Source organism: Paenibacillus kribbensis, from assembly GCF_002240415.1.
Classification (GTDB): Bacteria; Bacillota; Bacilli; order Paenibacillales; family Paenibacillaceae; genus Paenibacillus; species Paenibacillus kribbensis.
Map to the genome: position 1 here is coordinate 2,841,985 of NZ_CP020028.1, position 19,657 is coordinate 2,861,641.

16 protein-coding genes are annotated in these 19,657 nt (G+C 44.9%); all 16 read right to left on the reverse strand.

The window, feature by feature from the left end:
• Window position 1: 1 nt before the first annotated feature.
• The 16 genes from aspA to B4V02_RS12960 all read right to left on the reverse strand — a co-directional run bounded on the left by aspA (window position 2) and on the right by B4V02_RS12960 (window position 19,507).
• On the reverse strand, window positions 2–1,420 hold the full coding sequence (aspA, locus tag B4V02_RS12885) for an aspartate ammonia-lyase (RefSeq protein WP_094155089.1): 1,419 nt from the start codon (window positions 1,418–1,420) through the stop codon (window positions 2–4).
• 40 nt (window positions 1,421–1,460) lie between these two features.
• Window positions 1,461–2,153 (reverse strand): cysteate racemase, encoded by a 693-nt coding sequence (gene cuyB, locus B4V02_RS12890; RefSeq protein ID WP_094155090.1) that lies wholly within the window; start codon window positions 2,151–2,153, stop codon window positions 1,461–1,463.
• Between the two features lie 142 nt (window positions 2,154–2,295).
• Complete coding sequence (locus tag B4V02_RS12895; protein WP_007430534.1) at window positions 2,296–3,540, reverse strand: cation:dicarboxylate symporter family transporter; 1,245 nt, start codon at window positions 3,538–3,540, stop codon at window positions 2,296–2,298.
• A 209-nt stretch (window positions 3,541–3,749) separates the two neighbouring features.
• On the reverse strand, window positions 3,750–4,613 hold the full coding sequence (locus B4V02_RS12900; protein ID WP_043891038.1) for a LysR family transcriptional regulator: 864 nt from the start codon (window positions 4,611–4,613) through the stop codon (window positions 3,750–3,752).
• A 245-nt stretch (window positions 4,614–4,858) separates the two neighbouring features.
• Window positions 4,859–6,571, reverse strand: coding sequence for a DUF4091 domain-containing protein (locus B4V02_RS12905; RefSeq protein ID WP_094155091.1), 1,713 nt, complete (start codon window positions 6,569–6,571; stop codon window positions 4,859–4,861).
• 30 nt (window positions 6,572–6,601) lie between these two features.
• A complete protein-coding gene (locus B4V02_RS12910; RefSeq protein ID WP_094155092.1) occupies window positions 6,602–7,435 on the reverse strand; it encodes a carbohydrate ABC transporter permease in 834 nt (277 codons plus the stop codon).
• On the reverse strand, window positions 7,432–8,316 hold the full coding sequence (locus tag B4V02_RS12915) for a carbohydrate ABC transporter permease (protein WP_094155093.1): 885 nt from the start codon (window positions 8,314–8,316) through the stop codon (window positions 7,432–7,434). Before B4V02_RS12915 ends, B4V02_RS12910 begins: the two co-directional genes overlap by 4 nt.
• Window positions 8,317–8,348: 32 nt before the next feature.
• Entirely contained in the window at window positions 8,349–9,674 is a 1,326-nt protein-coding gene (locus B4V02_RS12920; RefSeq protein ID WP_094155094.1) for an ABC transporter substrate-binding protein, read from the reverse strand.
• Between the two features lie 312 nt (window positions 9,675–9,986).
• Complete coding sequence (locus B4V02_RS12925) at window positions 9,987–12,029, reverse strand: helix-turn-helix transcriptional regulator (RefSeq protein WP_094155095.1); 2,043 nt, start codon at window positions 12,027–12,029, stop codon at window positions 9,987–9,989.
• Window positions 12,030–12,278: 249 nt separating this feature from the next.
• On the reverse strand, window positions 12,279–13,454 hold the full coding sequence (locus B4V02_RS12930) for an amidohydrolase family protein (RefSeq protein WP_094155096.1): 1,176 nt from the start codon (window positions 13,452–13,454) through the stop codon (window positions 12,279–12,281).
• Window positions 13,444–14,514 carry an aminotransferase class V-fold PLP-dependent enzyme gene (locus tag B4V02_RS12935; protein ID WP_094155097.1) on the reverse strand — a complete coding sequence of 357 codons (1,071 nt, stop codon included), beginning with the start codon at window positions 14,512–14,514 and terminating at the stop codon, window positions 13,444–13,446. Before B4V02_RS12935 ends, B4V02_RS12930 begins: the two co-directional genes overlap by 11 nt.
• Window positions 14,511–15,284, reverse strand: a complete 774-nt coding sequence (locus tag B4V02_RS12940) for an ABC transporter ATP-binding protein (RefSeq protein ID WP_094155098.1) — start codon at window positions 15,282–15,284, stop codon at window positions 14,511–14,513. The genes B4V02_RS12935 and B4V02_RS12940 overlap by 4 nt, the downstream gene beginning before the upstream one ends.
• Complete coding sequence (locus B4V02_RS12945) at window positions 15,275–16,042, reverse strand: ABC transporter ATP-binding protein (RefSeq protein WP_244188511.1); 768 nt, start codon at window positions 16,040–16,042, stop codon at window positions 15,275–15,277. The genes B4V02_RS12940 and B4V02_RS12945 overlap by 10 nt, the downstream gene beginning before the upstream one ends.
• Window positions 16,039–16,905: an ABC transporter permease gene (locus B4V02_RS12950; protein ID WP_094155100.1), complete on the reverse strand. Its 867-nt coding sequence runs from the start codon at window positions 16,903–16,905 to the stop codon at window positions 16,039–16,041. The genes B4V02_RS12945 and B4V02_RS12950 overlap by 4 nt, the downstream gene beginning before the upstream one ends.
• Complete coding sequence (locus B4V02_RS12955; RefSeq protein WP_244188513.1) at window positions 16,905–17,891, reverse strand: ABC transporter permease; 987 nt, start codon at window positions 17,889–17,891, stop codon at window positions 16,905–16,907. The genes B4V02_RS12950 and B4V02_RS12955 overlap by 1 nt, the downstream gene beginning before the upstream one ends.
• Window positions 17,888–19,507 (reverse strand): ABC transporter substrate-binding protein, encoded by a 1,620-nt coding sequence (locus B4V02_RS12960; protein WP_094155102.1) that lies wholly within the window; start codon window positions 19,505–19,507, stop codon window positions 17,888–17,890. The genes B4V02_RS12955 and B4V02_RS12960 overlap by 4 nt, the downstream gene beginning before the upstream one ends.
• Window positions 19,508–19,657 lie beyond the last annotated feature (150 nt).

The window sequence follows — 19,657 nt, forward strand, 5'->3', positions numbered from 1 at the left end:
TTTAATTCTTTTCCAATAATTCTGCTCCTGCGATACCTGGATTCGTCATCTCATATGGGTTAAGAATGATCTCAAGCTCCTCTTCCGTCAAAACGTTATAAAGAAGGCACAGCTCGCGTACCGAACGCCCCGTTAAAATCGCCTCACGCGCGATTCTCGCGACTGTCTCATAGCCTAAGTGCGGGTTGAGCGCCGTTATAACCCCTACACTTTTCTCCACATACTCTTTACAGCGCTCCACATTTGCTTCGATTTCCTCCAAACAATACACGCGGAATACGTTGAACACCTGATTCATCATACTCAGCGATTGCAGCAAATTGAACACGAGCACAGGCTCCATAACATTTAGTTCCAGCTGCCCCGCTTCGGAGGCAAGGCAAATCGTATGGTCATTGCCGATGACCTGAAACGCCACCTGATTCACTACCTCCGCCATAACCGGATTGACCTTGCCCGGCATAATGGACGAACCGGGTTGGCGTGCCGGCAAATTCAATTCCCCCAGCCCGGTGCGAGGCCCGGAGGCAAGCAAACGCAGATCATTGGCAATCTTTGACATGTTGATCATGCAAACTTTTAAAGCGGCGGACACCTCAGTGTAAGCATCCGTATTTTGCGTCCCGTCTACCAGGTGCGTGGCATTGCAAAGCGGCAATCCGCTGAGCTCGGCAAGATATTCCACGACCCGTTTAATGTATCGGGGATCGGCATTTAAGCCCGTGCCGACGGCTGTTGCGCCCATGTTAACCTCGTACAAATGGTCACGAGTCTGACTAATCCTCTTGATATCACGTTCCAGCACTCTGCTGTAGGCCTCAAACTCCTGCCCCAGACGGATCGGCACGCCATCTTGCAGATGAGTACGACCCATTTTGATAATCCCGTCGAATTGTACGGCTTTAGTCTGAAATGCTGCGAGCATTTCCTTCATCGTGACGATCAGCTTATCAATCAAAGAAAGGGTTGCAATATGAATCGCCGTGGGAAAAGCATCGTTGGTTGATTGGGCCATATTCACATGTGTGTTGGGGCTCACTTTGAAATAATCCCCCTTGGTTCCCCCCAGCAGCTCGATCGCCCGGTTGGCGATAACCTCATTGGTATTCATGTTGATGGATGTGCCTGCTCCACCTTGAATAGGATCAACTATAAATTGGTCATGCCAATTACCGTCCATGATCTCTTGCGCTGCCAATACGATCGCATTACCGATATTTGGATTCAATTGCCCAATCTCCATATTAGCCAACGCCGCCGCCTTTTTAACCGTAGCCATAGCACGAATTAACGATTCATGGATACGATAGCCTGTGATCGGAAAATTTTCTAATGCTCGAGCAGTTTGTATACCGTAGTAGGCTTGAGATGGAACTTCTTTTTCTCCAAGAAAATCTTTTTCTTTACGATATTCATTCATGAGTTTTTAACTCCCTTACTTCTAAATTTCAAAGTCTCATTTACAACACATGCTCCCGGTAGGCAACATCTACAACCTTCTTGGCTAAAATATAAGTTGGATCTATTACTTTAATCCCGTCTACTTCATTCAAGACAATTGGAATCTCTGTGCAAGCTGCAACAACGGCCTCCGTTCCTTTGGCAATCATCGTTTGAAATGCGTTCACCAATAAACGCTTGCCTTTTTCGATATGTCCAGCTTTTACTGAATAAATACCTTCCATTACGATAGCTTGTGTAATCTCATCAGGCTCCAACACAGTAATGCCTTTCTCACGGAGAGCGTTTTGATAAAGCAACGTTTTCAATGTACCGTCAGTCGCTAACAATGAGACACGTCTAATACCAGCTTCGCCTATGAAACTTGCAGTTTCTTTGGGCATATTAACAATCGGAGTCCTAACCGTTTCTTGAATGTCTTGCAGATAATAATGTGCAGTATTGCAAGCGATTACAATCAAATCTGCACCGGCATCCTCCAATCTCTTGGCAGATTGTTTCATAAAGGGAAGGGGATCACTGCCTTTACCCATTATGGCTGATGTACGATCCGGAATCTGAGGATAATTATCAACGATCATATGAATATGATCCTGGTCATTTTGGGCAGGGGTTAGTCGAATAATTTTGTTCATCAAATCGACTGTTGCGAGCGGCCCCATCCCTCCCATAATTCCAACAGTTTCTATCATGAAGATCCCTCCACTTTTTTCTTTTGCACATTAAGAGTATAAATCTTAAGTGGAAAGCAGTGTATATCAAGAGAATTTATTCAAATATAGAAATCCTATATATTGGGCAGAAACAATTGGAAAGCAATAAGGATAAAGTAATTTATTTTTGAGTATCTGCTTTTCCATGATCAAACTGGCCTTCCCATTTGGCAATAACGACTGAAGCTATACCGTTACCTACCACGTTAACAACGGTTCTCGCCATATCGAGAATACGATCGATTCCAGCAATCAGCGCAACACCTTCAACAGGGAGCCCTACGGAATTTACGGTAGCTAGCAGAACAACCAGGGAAGCGCCGGAAACACCAGCCATCCCTTTGGAGGTTAACATTAATACCACCACTATGCTGATCTGTGACCAGATCGGTAAATTAATACCATACATTTGTACAATAAATAGAGTAGCCAGCGATTGATACAGTGCAGAGCCGGCCAAATTAAAAGTATATCCGGTAGGAACGACAAAGGATACAATCGATTTTGGGCATCCAAATTGTTCCATCTTAAGCATCAGTTTCGGTAGAACGGCTTCCGAGCTTGCGGTCGAGAAAGCCAGAATAATTTCATCCTTCAATAATTTTAAAATTTTCACAATGCTGGTGCCACACATTTTTGCTACTATGCCTAATACGACAAGCACAAACACAAACATGGACAAATAGAGTATAATTACCAGTTTGCCAAGCGGTATTAAAGAGGAAATACCAAATTTAGCAACTGTAACACCAATCAAAGCAAACACACCGAGAGGGGCCAATTTCATGATCTGATTGGTCATCCAGAACATCGCTTCAGAGACGGCTTCCAAAAAATGAATCACCGGTTTACCTTTTTCACCAATTACAGAAATACCGACCCCAAACAGTACAGAGAAGAAAATGATGGCTAGCAAATCGCCGTTACCCATAGCTTGAACGATGTTTGTCGGAACGATATTAACGAACGTGTCAGCCAGACTGTGATGACTAGCATTTTCTGCGGTATTTACATATTGGTGTATATCAGTTTTGGCCAGATGCGACATATCAATGCCTAATCCTGGTTTGAAAAAATTCCCCGCGAACAAACCTATAACTATTGCTACAGTAGTTATAATTTCAAAATACAGAATCGTTTTAAAGCCTATCTTCCCCAATTTTTTCATATCTCCAGAGCCCGCTATACCTACTACAAGAGAAGAAATGACAATAGGCAAAACAATCATTTTAATCAGACGGATAAATACATCACCAATCGGCGTCAAAATGTCCGTTACTAGAGGATTTCCGTAGAAAATGGCACCCACTGCAATGCCTAGAGCCAATCCGATAAGTATTTGCCATGCTAGTCCTAACTTTTTCATCCTTAATCTTCATCCCCTATTCTTAGATTGCGGTCAGAAAAGTGTAATCGCTTACATTTATTTGGACCTGCAATTATTCTAAATTATAGGGTGCCATATAGAAAATTAAATGTATTTTATTTCTATATAGGATAAATCTATATAGAAATAAAATAATAGACAGTCGTTATATTCCCATCAGTTGAAAACCCTAGACTAGTTATAGTCAGCTATTTTTTTATAAAATATTCTATATATGCAGGTTTATGGTTTCCTTTTGCGTAGATAAAGTCAATTTTTACATCGAATCTCCCGGATGAGACTAATGGCACACGGAATAACTGCCCGCTTTCCAGTTCTTTCTTCACACAATGCTCCGGTAAAAAGCTAATTCCCATGCCATTTACCACTAAATTTTTTGCAGCCTCCATACTATCCACTTCAAGAACCACATTTGGCTTTAGATTTTTAGATTCAAACAAGCCATAAATCATAAGCCAGTCTACCGATCCATAATCAAAAAAGATGAGCGGTTCTTCACTGACTTCTTCAATAGTTACTTGACTATTGAGCAATAGGGGATGGTTGATAGGGACAAACAATCCGATTGGATCATGACGAAATATCTCTGATTCAATTTGGGGATGTGTAACTGTTCGAACCATTCCGAAATCCACCTCGTTGTTAAGAACCTTGTCTAATATATCATTAGAATGTCCGGTTAGAATTTTAACGTTCACATTGGGGAATTTAGTTTTAAAAGCGGGAAGAATTTCAGGGATAATGAAATTCGCGATGGAGGTAGCACATCCAATTTTCAATTTATCAACCGTAAGTATTGGTTGGTGCAACATTAATTTGGCTTCCTGATAAGATTGTAAAATGTTTTGTGCATATGGTAAAAACGACTTACCCTTTTCATTTATTGAGATTTGCTTCCCAGAACGATGAAATAATTCCGCATTAAGCTCACGTTCCAGGGAGTGAATACGGGCAGTTACAGAAGGCTGGGTAAGATAAAGTGCCTCTGCTGCTTTAACAAAACTCCCTAAATGAACAGCATAGACGAATGCCTCAATATTTTCTATATTCAAAACGATAACCACCCTTCTTCTCATCTAATCTTTTTTTAGAGACTTTCCACATTCATACTCCTATGCTAATATAGCATATCCTTATCTGTCTTTCTCGATTAATTATTTTCATTTTATTACCAGAAAATTACCAACTACAGATGAGCTAAGAACAATACAAAAAGCCGCCATTATGGCGACTTCTTAGATGTGTATATTATTTCTATTTTTTACTTTTTTAGAGTTTCCTTTTCCCTATAGCGGACTTAATTTTCCCGAAGCCGTTGCTCGATCTGTTTATTAATCTTATTGCGTAAATGCAGCAGATAATCCGCAGACCGTGGATAACAGGAAAAAGTCAGTTCTTGCTGCAAATCCTCCCCAATCAGCGACAGCACGAATTCCCTGCTGCTCAGGCTCTCCAAATATTGCAGTGCACGCAAATCCGTCAGTGCATCCTGCAGCACCACCAGCCTTAAAGATTCCAGCGCAGTACCGTCCTCAGAAGGATATACCAGAAAACTGTCTCCAGAAGGAAAAGTATCAAGGGCAGCCGTATCCACATATGGGTTCAGCTTTTTCAGAGAATACTGGGAATTATAGAAATTGAATCCCCAATGCAAAAATCCCTTGATCCGGTATTTGTACATTTGAACGCCCAAAATACGGTTGCGTGAGGAGGGCATGGCCAAAAATCGATTACTGACATGCAGATTTTGACCGCAGCAATAATACACCCACAAATTGGAGGCACCTTCATCAATAAAGTTGTGGATCGTATCGCTTCCGGCCACCGGCTGGTCAATAATCCCCCGGCGATAAAATTCCACATCACTGATAGCATCTATAATTGGAAAGCCTTCGAGATAAGGAGCAACGAATTGTTTGGCCTCCAGATAGGTGTGCAGGTTGCCGGCCACCGGCTCATCAGAGATATGAAACAATGAACGTTCAGCAATGCCTAGCTGGTGCAGTCGTTCCGTAAGCGCCGGCAAAAACGCTGCTAGAAAGCTGCGAAACTCTGGATCATTTGCTGGTGTATGCCAGCCGAAGCGCTGCTCGGGAACACCACCAACCTCAACGATGATCTTAGGAGCATACTTTGCTCCCCATTGACTGAACAAATGCGCCATTTCAAAATGGGTAATGCCCACCGCTTCGGATATCTGCACCCATTTGTCCAGCTTATCAAAGCCAAATCGGTAGCCGTTCACATCATATGAAACGTCCACAAGCTGTATCGTGGTGCGTTCATTACCTATAAACGTATCCAATGGAGGCGTAAACAGCGGGGTCAGCAGCACATTGATCCCCCGTTTGGCCGCCGTTTGAATAAAGTTGCCCAGAATGCGCCAGTGTTCTTCCCCAAACACCTCAACACCGTAGTAATCCGCCAAACAATCCCCATGAAGCCACTCGGTATGAAGCAACTGTTGCTCCGGTAGTACCCCCTCCATAATATGGATGGTCATCCGTTGACGGTTTACTACTGTACCGTCCGTAGCTGTAAACTGAATTATAACCGGATATTTCCCCGCTTTTGCAGCCTTTGGAACCGTCACCTCAATCCACAGACTCCTCCACTGATACGGTATGAACTGAAGCATTCCGTCAAAAGGCTTAAGCACATCCGGGAACAGCCCTGCTTCGGTCGTCAAATAATGATCATCCGTTTCAGCATAGGCTGGGTACATAGACGGAACGCATTTGACCTGGCGCACGTTCACTAGATCACTGATTGGCGACAGCACCTCCACCTTGACCAGTGGATTTTTGGGCAATTGAACCGTCGCTTCCATCTGGCTCATATGATACGGACGCGTATAACGGTAAGCCAACTGGTAGGATATCGATTCATTTTTCAGCAAACCCAGCTCGTGCACTTCGGCCAGTTCCAGTGGCTTGTTAACCGGAAAAACCTTTTCGAGCGAACTGATTTGACGTACATCAAAATACTGTGGATCAAATGAAACAGTCATAAATTCTCTCCTCCATGGGCCGGTTGGTAACTATCCTTTGATGCCGCTCAATGCAATTCCTTGAATAAATTGCCGTTGTAGTACCTGATAAAGCAGGAACGGCGGCAAAAAAGTCAGCAATGAGCCAGCCATGACCAATCCATAGTTGGTTGTGTAATTGCCCTTTAGAATAGACAGTGCAAGCGGCAGTGTCCGCATCCCCTGGTCAGTAGTAATGACAAGAGGCCAAATAAAGTCATTCCATGTCGTAATAAACGTAAAAATCGTCAACGCTACAATGGCGGGCCGCAGCAACGGCAATACAATACTCATAAATTTACGTATTTCACCAGAGCCATCCATGTCCGCAGCCGCAAGCAGTTCATCCGGCACCTCTTTCATAAACTGCCGCAGTAAAAACACGCCAAAAGCGTTAATAACGGGCAAAACAAGCCCAATATACGTATTGAGCATATTCAGTTCTCTGATCAACATAAACTGTGGAATCAGCGTAGCCTGACTGGGCACCATCAGCGTCACAATGTATAGGAAGAACAGCGTCCGCTTGCCAGTAAACTGCTTTTTGGCAAACCCGTAAGCGGCCATTGCCGAGATAATCGCATTGAGTGCGCACGCCAGACCAGAAGCGATTATACTGTTTTCCAAGTAACGAAAAAAATGAAAATGAATGAGGACGCGCCGGTAATTTTCCAATCCAAGGTCGGCAGGCTTCCATTGCAAAGAAAGCGTGCTGGATTGGGTGAGTGATAAATAGGCCATATACAGAAACGGAAGCAGCGCGAGTGCACTGAGAGCAGCCAGGACAACTGCCATGAAAATTCGAGTGTACCCAACAAAGTAGAGCTCTCGCGTATTTTGACTCATAGCTGTGCCTCCTTGTCTCGGCCAAACAACAAGCGCTGCAGCATCGTAATAACCATGATAAGGCATAAAAAGAGCACCGAGATCGCACTTGCATAACCCATACTGAGATCCTTGAAGGCTGATCGGTAAATCGTCAGCACCAGTGTCACCGTAGATCTTCCGGGCCCACCACCAGTCATCGTATAAACCAGATCGAACACCTGAAATGCCCAGATCGTCCCAAGCGTTACAACCAGAACCGTAATGGGCCGGAGCAGTGGTACCGTAATGTGCCAAAATCGGTACCACGCGCTCGCTCCGTCTACATTTGCGGCTTCATACAAGCTGGCAGGAATATTCAGTATGCCTGCATAGTATAGGACCAGAAAATATCCGATATTTTTCCACACGGTAATCAAAGCGACACTTACAAGCGCCGTTTGCGTCGTTCCCAGCCAGTTCACCTTGGGAATGCTCAAACCGTCCAGCAGCGTATTGACCATCCCTCCGTCTGTCATCAACAAAATGGACCAGACTGTGCCGATCAGAATTGTCGAGGAAATGACCGGGACAAACAGCGATCCTCTAACAAATCGGCTAAAACGCCCCTGAAATTTCGCATGTAAAACCTCGGCAATAAGCAACGCCAGCACCGTCTGCAGCGGAACAACAAGCAAGGTGAATAACAGCGTATTTTTCACGGATGCCGCTACAAAGGGATCTGATAACAGATAACCGTAATTTCTCAAACCAATCCATTCCGGTTGCTGAATCATATTGTACTTTGTGAAGCTGAGCAGTACCGTCAACACAATCGGAATGATAGAGAACACCAGTATAAGCAAAAAACTGGGTAATACGAACAGCCTCCCTGTCCAAGCATCTATCGTTTTGTGTTTCATTTCTTCCCCTCGCTTAGCACGGATCAACCATTTTATCTGTTATAAATACTTTTAGCATACTGGGCGGTATCCTTCTGTACTTCTTCCGGAGTAAGCTGCCCCAAAATCATCAGCTGTAGATTTTTGTACAATGCGTCATATATTTTGCTTGAGCCGTCAATCGGCGTTAACGTGTGAAATAATTGCGAATCCTTGGTATACAGCTTCTCAAATTTGGCATTATCATAGTACTTTTCGTTTTTGGAAATAGGAGGAGCGCTATAGATCACCTGATGATATGCTTCCATCACCTCGGGACTCGTCAAAAACTTGATCAGTTCTGCCGCAAGTTCCTTATTTTTGGCTGTGCGCAGCATGACCAGTGAGTCGGCCGCCGCGAAGGTCCCGCCCTGCTTTTGTGTTAGCGATGTTGTATAATCCCAGTTTATTCCTGCTTTATCGAGATCCGCGCTTAAGCTCGTTCCCATAATAGCCATTGCCGCCTTACCTTCAGGCAATAATGATTTGAGATCCTGTGTCGTGAGCGAGGTGGCCGCATCCGGAATGATCTTGTAGGTATGCTTCAAATCATTAAGAAATTTTATGGCTTTTAGCGCTTCAGGACTGTCCAGGGTCAATTCGGTCCCTTCCTTATTGAAAAGCTCGCCTCCAGCTTGCCACAAATACGGATAAAACGAGTGGTTAAGTCCGGTTATGGAAGGCTCACCCCATTCTTGTACAAAAGCGTACACCTCAGGGCTGTCCTGTTGAATTTTCTTGGCATAGGCAACGAGATCATCCCACGTTTTCGGAGGCTCGGTAAAACCCGATTTTCTGAGAATGTCCATATTGGCATACAGTACACTGACATTCCCCACAATGATAGGAACAGTATACTGTTTTCCCGCCACGGTCCCCTTATCCCAGTAAATATAATTATCCTTTTCTTCCTGTGTAAAATAATCATCAAGCGGTTCCAGCGTACCGAGCTTGATATAATCGCTCAGCATTTCCATATACATATAACCGACATCCGGTCCATTTTCCGATGAAATAGCCGTCAAATATCGTTCTTCATAGTTGGACCACGGAATAATCTCCAGCTCAACTTTTGCATGATGGGTCTTCTCGAACTTATCAAGCTGCTTCCGCCAAAATGTTTCATCAGAAACATCACCGGTAGAAAATGGAGGCAGCCATACCTTAATCGTTTCCACCGCTTCATTGTTGCCAGCGCTTGCCCCCTTCTGTTCGTTGTTGGTCGATTGGGCCCCACCTCCCGACGAACAGGCGGCAAGAACGAGCAAGAATGCATGTAGTAACAACAGCATCTTGCCAAACTTGACCGTACGCTTCGCGGCACCGTACTTCTTCTTCATGAAATCCCCCACATCCTTCTCTGATTAATAGGTCTTGCGTGATAACGATTATAGAAAGGGCTCACGAAGCCTGTCAACGAAGACAGAGCAGTGCAAAAATCGTTAATTTCCTTCGGCCGTAACTGCATCATTTGCATATAAAAAGCAAAAAAATGAGGTTATTCCTCATTTTTTCGACTATAAATCCTGGTATTCTCATAGTAATTAACAAAATAGTTCGCTTATCCGTTACCATAACGATTCTGAGGTGGCGCCATGTCCGAAATTGTATATCCTCCACACAAATTGTAAATCAGCACGGATTCCCGAATGCTATTTCACCGTCTGCTTGTATTTCCCCGGGGTCATATGCTCGTACTTCTTGAAGACCCTGATAAAGCTTACATCGCTCGCGAAGCCCACCTCACGGGCGATTTCCTTGATCGACAATTGCTGGAGGTTCATCAGCTCCTTGGCCCTCTCCACTCGTACCTGGTTCAAATATTCAACAAGTCCTAGCTGGTATTGCTCCTTGAATACCCGGGAAATATACGAATTAGACATTTGCAGCTGTTCTGCAATCATTGTTAGACTGAGCATCGCATCCCCATATTGGCTGTCGATAATCTCTCTGATTCTGCTGGCAAGCACGCCTCCGGACTCCTTTGCCTCGTCATTGCTCTGCCCTCGTGGATTGCTCGGCTTCTCCTTCACTCCTCCGAAATCCTGGAACGGCTGTCTGTCGTGTGGTGTGTTCCATGCAGATTCTGCTGCATGCATCTGCCCTTCTACTTGCTCAACATAATCAGTTCCCTCAATCAGTGCTAGTGCCGTGGCCGATTTTGCAATTTGGTTAAGCGCATTTTGGTAACTACGATATATATCTCGCTGCTCTATCGAAACAAATCCGTTTACACAGCTGTAAGGCAATTGCTGATCTGCAAGCCAATGCGACAGCTGCTTTGTAAACCACTCTGCTATCTCTTCAGTCTCCGAATTCGGCGCTCTATAGTTAAGAATAAACAGATAATTGGGGTAAACTGCACCGTAAAACACAGTGAGTGTATCATCGCATCGATCGCTGACAAACTTCTCAAGCAGTTGCTGCTGCTGTTCGTCCAGCCTAACGGAATTGACGTCCGAATACAGGATGATCGTACAGAAGTATTTATTTTCAAATCCCAAATTATGAGTACGCTGTACCGCGTCCAACTGCTTGTCTGTCAGTGCCGCGCCCGAGAGGATCGTCCTGACGAAGGACTCCTCGATAAATCGCTGCTGCTGTCTAAGCAGCAAAATGGCTGACTGGTTTTCCTCCAGCAGTTCATCCATCTTACGCGAGATTACATCATACTCATTGTCGGAACTGTCCTGCTGCCCCGGCTGCAATCTGCCAAGCAAAAGGCGCAACGGCCGAGAATTATAATGGCTCATATAAACGGATAGTACAATTCCGACCAAAAACATGCTGGCGATGCAGATCATCAGTAGACGGGTAATCGCTGTCTGAATCTTCAGGACGTTGCTCTTAGTATTGATCATATAATAATGAAGGCCGCGGAAGGTAGAGGGTTCCGTTATAATAAAATGCTCGTTCGATGCATAATAATTTTGGCGCAGCTGTGTGTACCCTTCCCGGTCGTTGTAATTTTGCACCAGCGGCAGCAGGATCTCCTCGCCATAGTACGCATATACCTTTTGCTCATCGTCAGTCAGTGCATTCAGCCGGTGGGGATATTGGGCATTTGCCGACTCTAATAGGGACTCCATATAGGACTTGCGGAGTTTAATAATCATCACGCTGCTTTTTTGCGAGTCCCTGTAAATGGCCCGGCTGAACAGTAATTCTTTCTTCCCTTCATTGCTCCAAAAGAAAAAGGACATATTATCGGCAGCCTTCACCATGGACAGCCATCGGTTATATCCGGTTCTCTTTAGCTCATTTTGAAGCAGATAGTATGATATAGGACGGTAAATTCCCAAAGTGCCCAAAATATAATCTTGTTCGGGATAATAAATGTATATCTCCTCGATCATCTGATTGGCTATCATAAAGTTGCGCAGCTGATCGACCAATTGATAAGCAGACTCTGTTTTGATATTCCCGCCCGCATCCGCTTCAATCATACGTATAAGGGTACGATCATTCATAATTTTGCTGGACAAATTCGTTATTTGGCCCATCTGCTCATCAATCACATGACTAATAAAGCTGCTGTAATGATAATGGCTGCTGAGCGCTTCCTCGGTCGCTTTACTGCGGATCCAGAGCATAAATATCAGCACCAGCAGCATACTAATTGCAATGACGATCAGAAACGAACGAATCCACTTCAGCTTGACCCCCCGCACCGTAAATAGCTTCTTGCCAAACATCCGCACTCCTCCACCAAGTTCATCAATAAATTTTATTATTTATACCTGATTAGTCGGATTAAATTAAATGGTACTCCCCTTCCCCGCTCGTTACAACCATCATATTCATATCATGAAAAAGCTCCCCTCATAGTAGCAGGTTTTATTATTTCACCTGACTACCATAAGGGGAGCATATCAGGACTTTATTTCCTCGTCCATGACTGCCGCTGTTTCGATTTTGGGGATTAGTTTTTATACATATACTTCTTAGCTATTATTCCCGGCCAATGCCCGAATCAGATCTGATTCCTGCATCCCGGTAATGACGGAAACGATGCTCTTCTGCAATGCAGCTGCGTTTTGCGCCTGATACGGATCGGCATCAAAAATAATCGCATCCGCAATATAACCTTCTGCAATATGTCCCAATTCGTTGCCACTTCCCAAAATATCAGCAGCGTTTTCTGTGGCGGCCTGCCATGCTTCTGCCCGAGTCAAGCCATAATCCATCAACGTATCCAGCTCTTGAAGATTGTAACCATGAAGTGCAGGTGTGGCATAATCGGTACCGAATCCAAAGCGAACCCCTGCTCTCTTTGCATAGCTAATAGCTTTAGAGTGGGCTTCGGCAGCGCGAGCAGCCCGATCGCAAATAACCTGGTTCAAAGCCAGAACGCCTTTTGGATCTGCAGCAATGCGATATATTGATGTTGTAGGCACAAAGGCTATGCCAGATTGTGCAAGTCTGCCGGCCTGATCCTCGGTCATGAACATTCCGTGCTCTACAGATTCCACGCCAGCATGGATGGACCAGTCCACCGTCACTCCGCCCCATGTATGAACCATGACCATTTTATGATGAGCATGCGCATTGCGAACAATGAACGAGAACTCTTCCTCCGAAAAAACGGGATCAAGCACTTTCTCAGTAGGTGATCCAAGACCACCTGTTGCCATGATTTTGATCCAGCCTGCCCCTGTATCAAAAATTTCTGTCATTCGTTGTTCCAAATGCCTAAGACCGCGGGCATCCGCTGCACCAAGCATATCACTGCTGGTTTGTACTCTTAAAGGCTGTTGATAGTGCGAAACGAGATGCTGCACGGTGCTTGGCAGAATCCCGCCTGCATCACGCGCCGTCGTTACACCGGTCCGAAGGGTTTCCTCAAAGGCCTGTGCCTGCATTACTTCGATCTCTCCGCTGTCTCGTTTCAATTGATCAGCATGGTCAAAGTCCGTCCAGGCCAGATGTGTATGAAGATCAATAACCCCTGGACTTATCCATAGATCTTTGCTTGGATGAGTTGGCTGATCATTATACGGCTCCGACTCAACAATAGATGAAAACCGACCATTTTTAATCGAAATATCGAAACGTTTTCCATCAATACCTGCTATAAAAATATGATTGAATATTCTCGCTTGCGGATGCTTATTGATCATGTTCATTCCCCCAAATTAGCCGAATAGCCTTTATTGCATGATCAGGGTCTTGATTCAACAATTGGGCAAGTACCGCAATGGCTTCTTCTACGCTTTGCTGGCAAGCGTTCGCTCCAAAATGGTTTATTCGCAGAAGATTGCCAAACAATTCTCCGTCTCCAGGAGCTACGATACCAATAGGCTGATCGATACGCAAGTTCTGCTCTTGAGATATCCGAACCGTCGTAGTCAGCGTTGAATAGTATTTGCTATCCTTCTGCCAAGGCTCAACACCCAAGGCCTTAATACCGGCAATGGTGGATGATGCAGACAATTCATGACGCTTGATAACTTGTGCTAATCCTTCTTCCTCAATTCGTGTCAATGCCGAGATCAGAGCTCTGGCCTCCAGGGTTGGAATGTTGGCAGGAACCCGTACCGACGCGGACCCATTCTGTGATGGTTTCATATCCAGTAAGGATAAAATGGAATTGCGCGGCGCATTTTCATTGGACTCAAGGAATTCCCAGCCACGTGGTGAAATGCTTACGGCACTAACGCCATTAGGTCCAGCCAGGGCTTTTTGCGCACCCACAGCTACAAGATCAACTCCCCATTCATCAACTAGCAGAGCCTCTCCCCCGACCGCCGAAACGGAGTCCATCACAGTAATAAGGTTAAAGTTGCGTGCAATATTTAATATTTCTCTGGCAGGATTAGAGCCACCTGTAACCACTTCAGCCTGAACAAAGGAAAGCGCGCACGGTTTATACCGTTCAATCGCTGCAGCGACCTCCTCCACAGCAACCACTTCATCAAAGGGGACCTTAACTTCAACCACCGTTGCCCCGCCTCGTTCAAGCCATTTTCCAAATAAACTTCCATAGGGGCCTGTTACTACATTTAAAATCGTACGACCAGGCGAAGATATCCCGGCTGCCATCGCCTCGATGCCCAAGATCGCCTCACCAGGAATGATGACCGGAGGATATTGTGTAAACAAGAGCTTGGAGAGCAAGCTTGTAAGCGTATTGAACTCAGACAGTGAAAGCGGTACAAATCCTTTATGTTCCTGGCTCATAAAAAACCTCCTGATGTATTTAATTTAGGCATTTTCGGAACAGCGGACAACAGTTCACGACTGTATGCAGTTTCAGGGTGAGCGAAGTATTGATCCTTTGGATTGATCTCAACAAGTTTTCCCTGCCGCATGACCGCTACCGTATCGCTAATTGCATGGATTACCCCCAGATCATGGGAGATGAACAGCATCGTAAGATGAAGCTCTGCTTTGAGCATGTTAAACAGTTCAAGTACACTCCGTTGTACAGAAACATCCAATGCGCTCGTCGGTTCATCCGCAATCAGAATACTCGGCTCAACGCTTAATGCACGTGCGATCGCTATCCGCTGGCGTTGACCGCCGGAGAATTCGTGAGGAAATCTGTCCAAAGCGCTCTCTGCAATGTGTACACGTGCCAAAAGCTCTTTACATCTCTTCTCGACCCCTGTGCGATCCACAATTTTATGAAACATCAGTGCTTCGGAAAGAATCTGCCTGATGGAATGTTTGGGATTCAACGATGCATCCGGATTTTGGAAGATCATTTGTATCATTTTGTGCTGCTCACGGCTTCTCTTTTTCTTCAATTCTTGTGAACCTAGCAGAATTTGCCCTTCATCAGGAGCGATCAATCCGGCAATGACCCGCGCCAAAGTGGATTTGCCCGAACCGGACTCGCCGACAAGACCAAGGGTAGTATGGTGCCGCAGATTCAGATTGATGCGATCCAGCGCAGTAACCCCGCTATAATGAACCGTGACATTTTTTACTTGCAAGGCTAACTCCATGAATGTTCGCTCCCTTCAAGCTTCGGCAAAGGAAGCACTGAGCTAATCAGCATCTGTGTATAAGGGTTTTTCGGATTTTGTAAAAGAGCAAGGGTATTGCCATGCTCAACAATCTGCCCCTCTTTCATCACGCAGAGTTTTGAGCACATGGCAGCTGCAATCGCAAGATTATGCGTAACAAACACCATGGCAAAGCCTAGTTCATTTTGCAGACGAGTGATCGTTTCAAGAATATGCCGCTGAACGGTAACATCCAGCGCCGTTGTCGGCTCATCACAGAGAAGAATGCCTGGCTTGCAAGCCAGCGCCATTGCGATGACTACTCGTTGACACTGACCACCCGAAAGCTGGTTCGGATACCGATCTGATCTCTTTAAAGAATCGGGGAGACCGAGCATTTCGAGCAATTCCAGAGCTATCGCGCGAGAAGCCTTTCGGCTTACTCTTTGTCTGTAGTAAACGACTTCCGCAACCTGCTTGACAACCGGACAGAGTGGATCTAGCGCACCTCTTGGGTCTTGAAAAACCATTGCGCTGCTTATGTCACTCTTAATGCTTCCTCCTATCTGCTCAACTCCACGTGGAAGTAATCCAAGAATCGAACGCAGCGTAAGCGATTTTCCAGAACCCGATTCGCCTACTAACCCCAGACTCTCCCCTTTGCCTAGTGAAAAGCTAACATTGCTGACTAATCTTTTATTTGACTTTGTTGCCAGCGTCAGTGCCTCTATTTCCAAAATCGGACTTGTAGAAATCATTTTTTCCTCCATATATCGGCCAACCCATCACCTACAAGTGACAAAGCAATTCCCGTGTAGACCACCGCAAATCCCGGAACTGCCGAGAGCCACCAAGCTGTAGTTATGAAGGATTGTCCATCCGAGATCATCGTGCCCCAGTCCGGGGTTGGCGGTGTAATGCCAATGCCAAGATAACCAAGCGTAACAATCGCCACAAGCAACCCAACCATATCCGTCATGAGGACTACAACTGCTTGAGGCAGTACATTAGGCAGGAGATGACGAAGGATAATTCTTACGCCAGGCAGTCCTAAAGTTTGAGCGGACGCTACCCAGTCTTGCTTGCGAAAAGATGCACTAAGACCTCTGACTACACGGGCAAATACAATCCAGCCTACAAGTATAAAAGTGATATAAATGCCCCGTTGACCGGCTCCGCTGGCAAAAGCCACGATAATAACGATCAGATAAAAAGGAAAAGCGATAAACGTATCCGTAAGCAGCGTAATGACAGTATCAATCCATTTCCCATAATACCCTGCAAGCATTCCCAGAAATACACCAGTGCAAAATGGAACAATTTCTGCCAGAACCATGATTTTCAAATCAGTTCGCGCAGCATAGATCAGTCTCGTAAACAAATCGCGTCCCAATTGATCTGTCCCCAGCCAATGTTCGGCAGACGGTGGCTGCAGAAAGGCACTCAAATTTTGCTCGGAAGGATTATAAGGACTAATAAACGGTATGAACACAGCCAAGACAATAAGTACTGCAAACATGATACTTCCCACCAGAAGTGCAGGGGTAGTCCATATTCGATTTATGATGCTTGTCTTCTTACCGTACTCATGCAATTGAGGGGCTATTCTTGTATGTCTCATTATTTTCCTTTCGTTCTGGGATCAAGCCACCGCGAAATGATTTCAATGAGGAGGCTGATGATCACAACAGATATCGCACAGTAAAGTGCTATTCCTTGAATGACCGGAAAATCGCGTTTTGCAATTGAAGTAAACAGCAAACTACCAATTCCCTTGATGCCAAACACCTGTTCTACGACCAATGTACCACCGATAAGATAAGAAATATTTACGCCAAGCAGCATAAGAGTTGGAAGAGCAGAATTCCGCAGCACATGCTTAAACAGAATTACCCTGCTGGGTATTCCCGCAGCCTTCAATGTGACTACAAAATCGGATTCCAATACTTCAAGCATCTGCGCTCTTAAAGAACGAACAAGCGTAGGAATCTGAGAAAATGCGACGGTAATTGCCGGAAGTGTGAGACTGTACAAGGTCCCAATCCACCCTTCGCCTACTCCTCCAACGGGGAACCAATGAAAACGGACACTTAGAACCAGAATCAAAAGTAAACCAACCCAAAAGATTGGCATACCTAGAGTTATTGTAGGAAGAATACGTATCAAATGATCCAGCAGCTTATCCTTATGTGTGGCTGCAAGCGTAGCTAGCAGAAGTGCAATAATGATCGCCAAAACACAAGCCATCACAATGAGCAGTAAAGTAATGGGAGCACGTTCGGCAATCAACTCTCTTGTAGAAGTACCCACAATAATTGAATTACCGGTATCTCCTTGTGTAAACAATGTCTTTACAAACCTGATGAATTGTTCCCATAAAGGGAGGTCCAACCCGAGAGTATGATGCATACTCTCGATGGCCTCAGGCGTGCTGTATTCTCCCAAAATCATTTTCGCGGGGTCCCCTGGCACGATTCTGATGATGAAAAAAACTGCAGTCATCACACAGAGGATTACTACCAATGCTCTTACAAGAGCTATCACAAGCCAACCGCATGTTGTATTGATTCCTGTTGGTTGATATAACGATTTAATGGATTTTATCATTTTTTAATTTGAACTTCTTCAAAGCGGACGCTGCCGTTGGGTAAAACAACGATGTTATTCACTGAAGAACGAACACCTTTCAAAATATCTGGATAATAAAGTGGAATGTACGGTACTTCATCTGCAAGAGTTTGCAGCAGCTTGGAGTAAATCTCCGCACGATCCTTACCATCCAACGTTTTTTGACCTTCATATAAAAGCTTGGTTACTTCATTATTCGTGTAATGCGTCCAGTACGATTTGCTGAAACCTTTCGGATCTGTTTGGAAAGCAATAATAGAGTTCGCATCGGGAGAATCGGCTTGACCACTGTTGAGCATTACCGCGAAATCATAGGCAAAGAAGCGTTCACGGAAAGTGGCCAATTCAATGGATTCAATCTCGATGTTGATACCGATCGCTTTACCCGCTGCCTGGATAATTTGCGCCTCTTGTGCTCTTGTGCTGTCTCCAGATGCCACAAGCAATTTTGTCATGAATCCTTTCGGGAAGGCAGATTTGGCAAGCTCCTCCTTAGCTGCATTGATATCAAAGTTCAGTGCCTTGATCGTATCATTTGAATTATATGGAATAGCTGTTGGCAGTAATGAATTTGCAGTCTGTGCATAGCCAAAGGTAAGCGCCTTAGTCAAGCCTTCGCGATCGAGTGCCAGAGCCAAAGCACGACGGACATGCACATCAGAAAAATGCTTGTCCAGCGTATTGAAGAACAATTGCTCTGTCACCCAACTTCCATTGGTTACTACTGTAGTGTCAGCTCCTTGCTTAATCTCATTAGCATTTTGCAGAGCCAAAGACTCTACCGCATCAACTTCTCCCGCCTTAAGCTGGTTGATAGCTTGGCTGTCGTCTTCAATCAGCTTGTAAACAAGCTTGTCAATATATGGCTTACCTTCTTGCCAATAGTACGGATTCTTGGTGAAAGTCAGATCGCCCGCAGGGTCCCACTTTTCAACAACGAAAGGCCCCGTACCTACCGGTTTCTTGAAAAACTCTTTTTCGGAAACTCCACCGAAATTGTTCGGAAGAATACCGTTTGAGAAATTGGACAGTTCAGAAATAAACGGTGTATATGGCTCCTTAAGTTTAATAACAAGCGTTTTGCTATCCTTCGCTTTAATGGTATCGACCTTTGCCGCTATTGCCAGTGGACCACCAACCTTCAAATGACGCTGCAACGAGAAAATGGCATCCTCCACCGTAACATCAGTACCATTGGAAAACTTCAAGCCATCACGCAGCACAAACGTATACGTCAAGCCGTCATCACTGATGCTATGTGACTTGGCAAGCCAGTCCACAATTTTGCCTTTGCTATCGAAAGTAACCAAAGATTCAAATACTTTGTCAATGGCAAAGGCATTGTTCGACGTAATCTCATTATGTAAATCAAACGAGGTTACTGAAGCAGGCCGTCCATAGACGAAAGTGCCGCCCACTGCAGGTTTATCCGTATTTGCACTCTGATTCGCTCCTTGATTCGTGCTCTGCTGAGCGCCATTATTTTGATCAGGAGCGTTCTTCGATCCGGAGCATCCCGCAACTAACACCAATAATAGAACTGCTAACGTTCCTACCCACAATGGCTTTCTTAATGATGCATTTAACTCTAGCACGTATAATCCTCCTTTTTCGTATAAAGCATATGCATTTAGTATGGATAGTATTATGATTTAATCCTCCCGGTCTGTCAAACAAAAAAACTTTATTATGACGGGCTAAAACTAATTTATTGTCAAGCTGACTCGATCTTGCCGACTGTATCA

Excerpts from the sequence above, each read along its gene's own strand:
- B4V02_RS12955 (WP_244188513.1), bottom strand. The coding sequence starts at position 17,891 with ATGATAAAATCCATTAAATCGTTATATCAACCAACAGGAATCAATACA.
- B4V02_RS12905 (WP_094155091.1), bottom strand. The coding sequence starts at position 6,571 with ATGACTGTTTCATTTGATCCACAGTATTTTGATGTACGTCAAATCAGT.
- B4V02_RS12940 (WP_094155098.1), bottom strand. The coding sequence starts at position 15,284 with ATGGAGTTAGCCTTGCAAGTAAAAAATGTCACGGTTCATTATAGCGGG.
- B4V02_RS12935 (WP_094155097.1), bottom strand. The coding sequence starts at position 14,514 with ATGAGCCAGGAACATAAAGGATTTGTACCGCTTTCACTGTCTGAGTTC.
- B4V02_RS12950 (WP_094155100.1), bottom strand. The coding sequence starts at position 16,905 with ATGAGACATACAAGAATAGCCCCTCAATTGCATGAGTACGGTAAGAAG.
- cuyB (WP_094155090.1), bottom strand. The coding sequence starts at position 2,153 with ATGATAGAAACTGTTGGAATTATGGGAGGGATGGGGCCGCTCGCAACA.
- aspA (WP_094155089.1), bottom strand. The coding sequence starts at position 1,420 with ATGAATGAATATCGTAAAGAAAAAGATTTTCTTGGAGAAAAAGAAGTT.
- B4V02_RS12920 (WP_094155094.1), bottom strand. The coding sequence starts at position 9,674 with ATGAAGAAGAAGTACGGTGCCGCGAAGCGTACGGTCAAGTTTGGCAAG.
- B4V02_RS12910 (WP_094155092.1), bottom strand. The coding sequence starts at position 7,435 with ATGAGTCAAAATACGCGAGAGCTCTACTTTGTTGGGTACACTCGAATT.
- B4V02_RS12945 (WP_244188511.1), bottom strand. The coding sequence starts at position 16,042 with ATGATTTCTACAAGTCCGATTTTGGAAATAGAGGCACTGACGCTGGCA.
- B4V02_RS12930 (WP_094155096.1), bottom strand. The coding sequence starts at position 13,454 with ATGATCAATAAGCATCCGCAAGCGAGAATATTCAATCATATTTTTATA.
- B4V02_RS12895 (WP_007430534.1), bottom strand. The coding sequence starts at position 3,540 with ATGAAAAAGTTAGGACTAGCATGGCAAATACTTATCGGATTGGCTCTA.
- B4V02_RS12925 (WP_094155095.1), bottom strand. The coding sequence starts at position 12,029 with ATGTTTGGCAAGAAGCTATTTACGGTGCGGGGGGTCAAGCTGAAGTGG.
- B4V02_RS12915 (WP_094155093.1), bottom strand. The coding sequence starts at position 8,316 with ATGAAACACAAAACGATAGATGCTTGGACAGGGAGGCTGTTCGTATTA.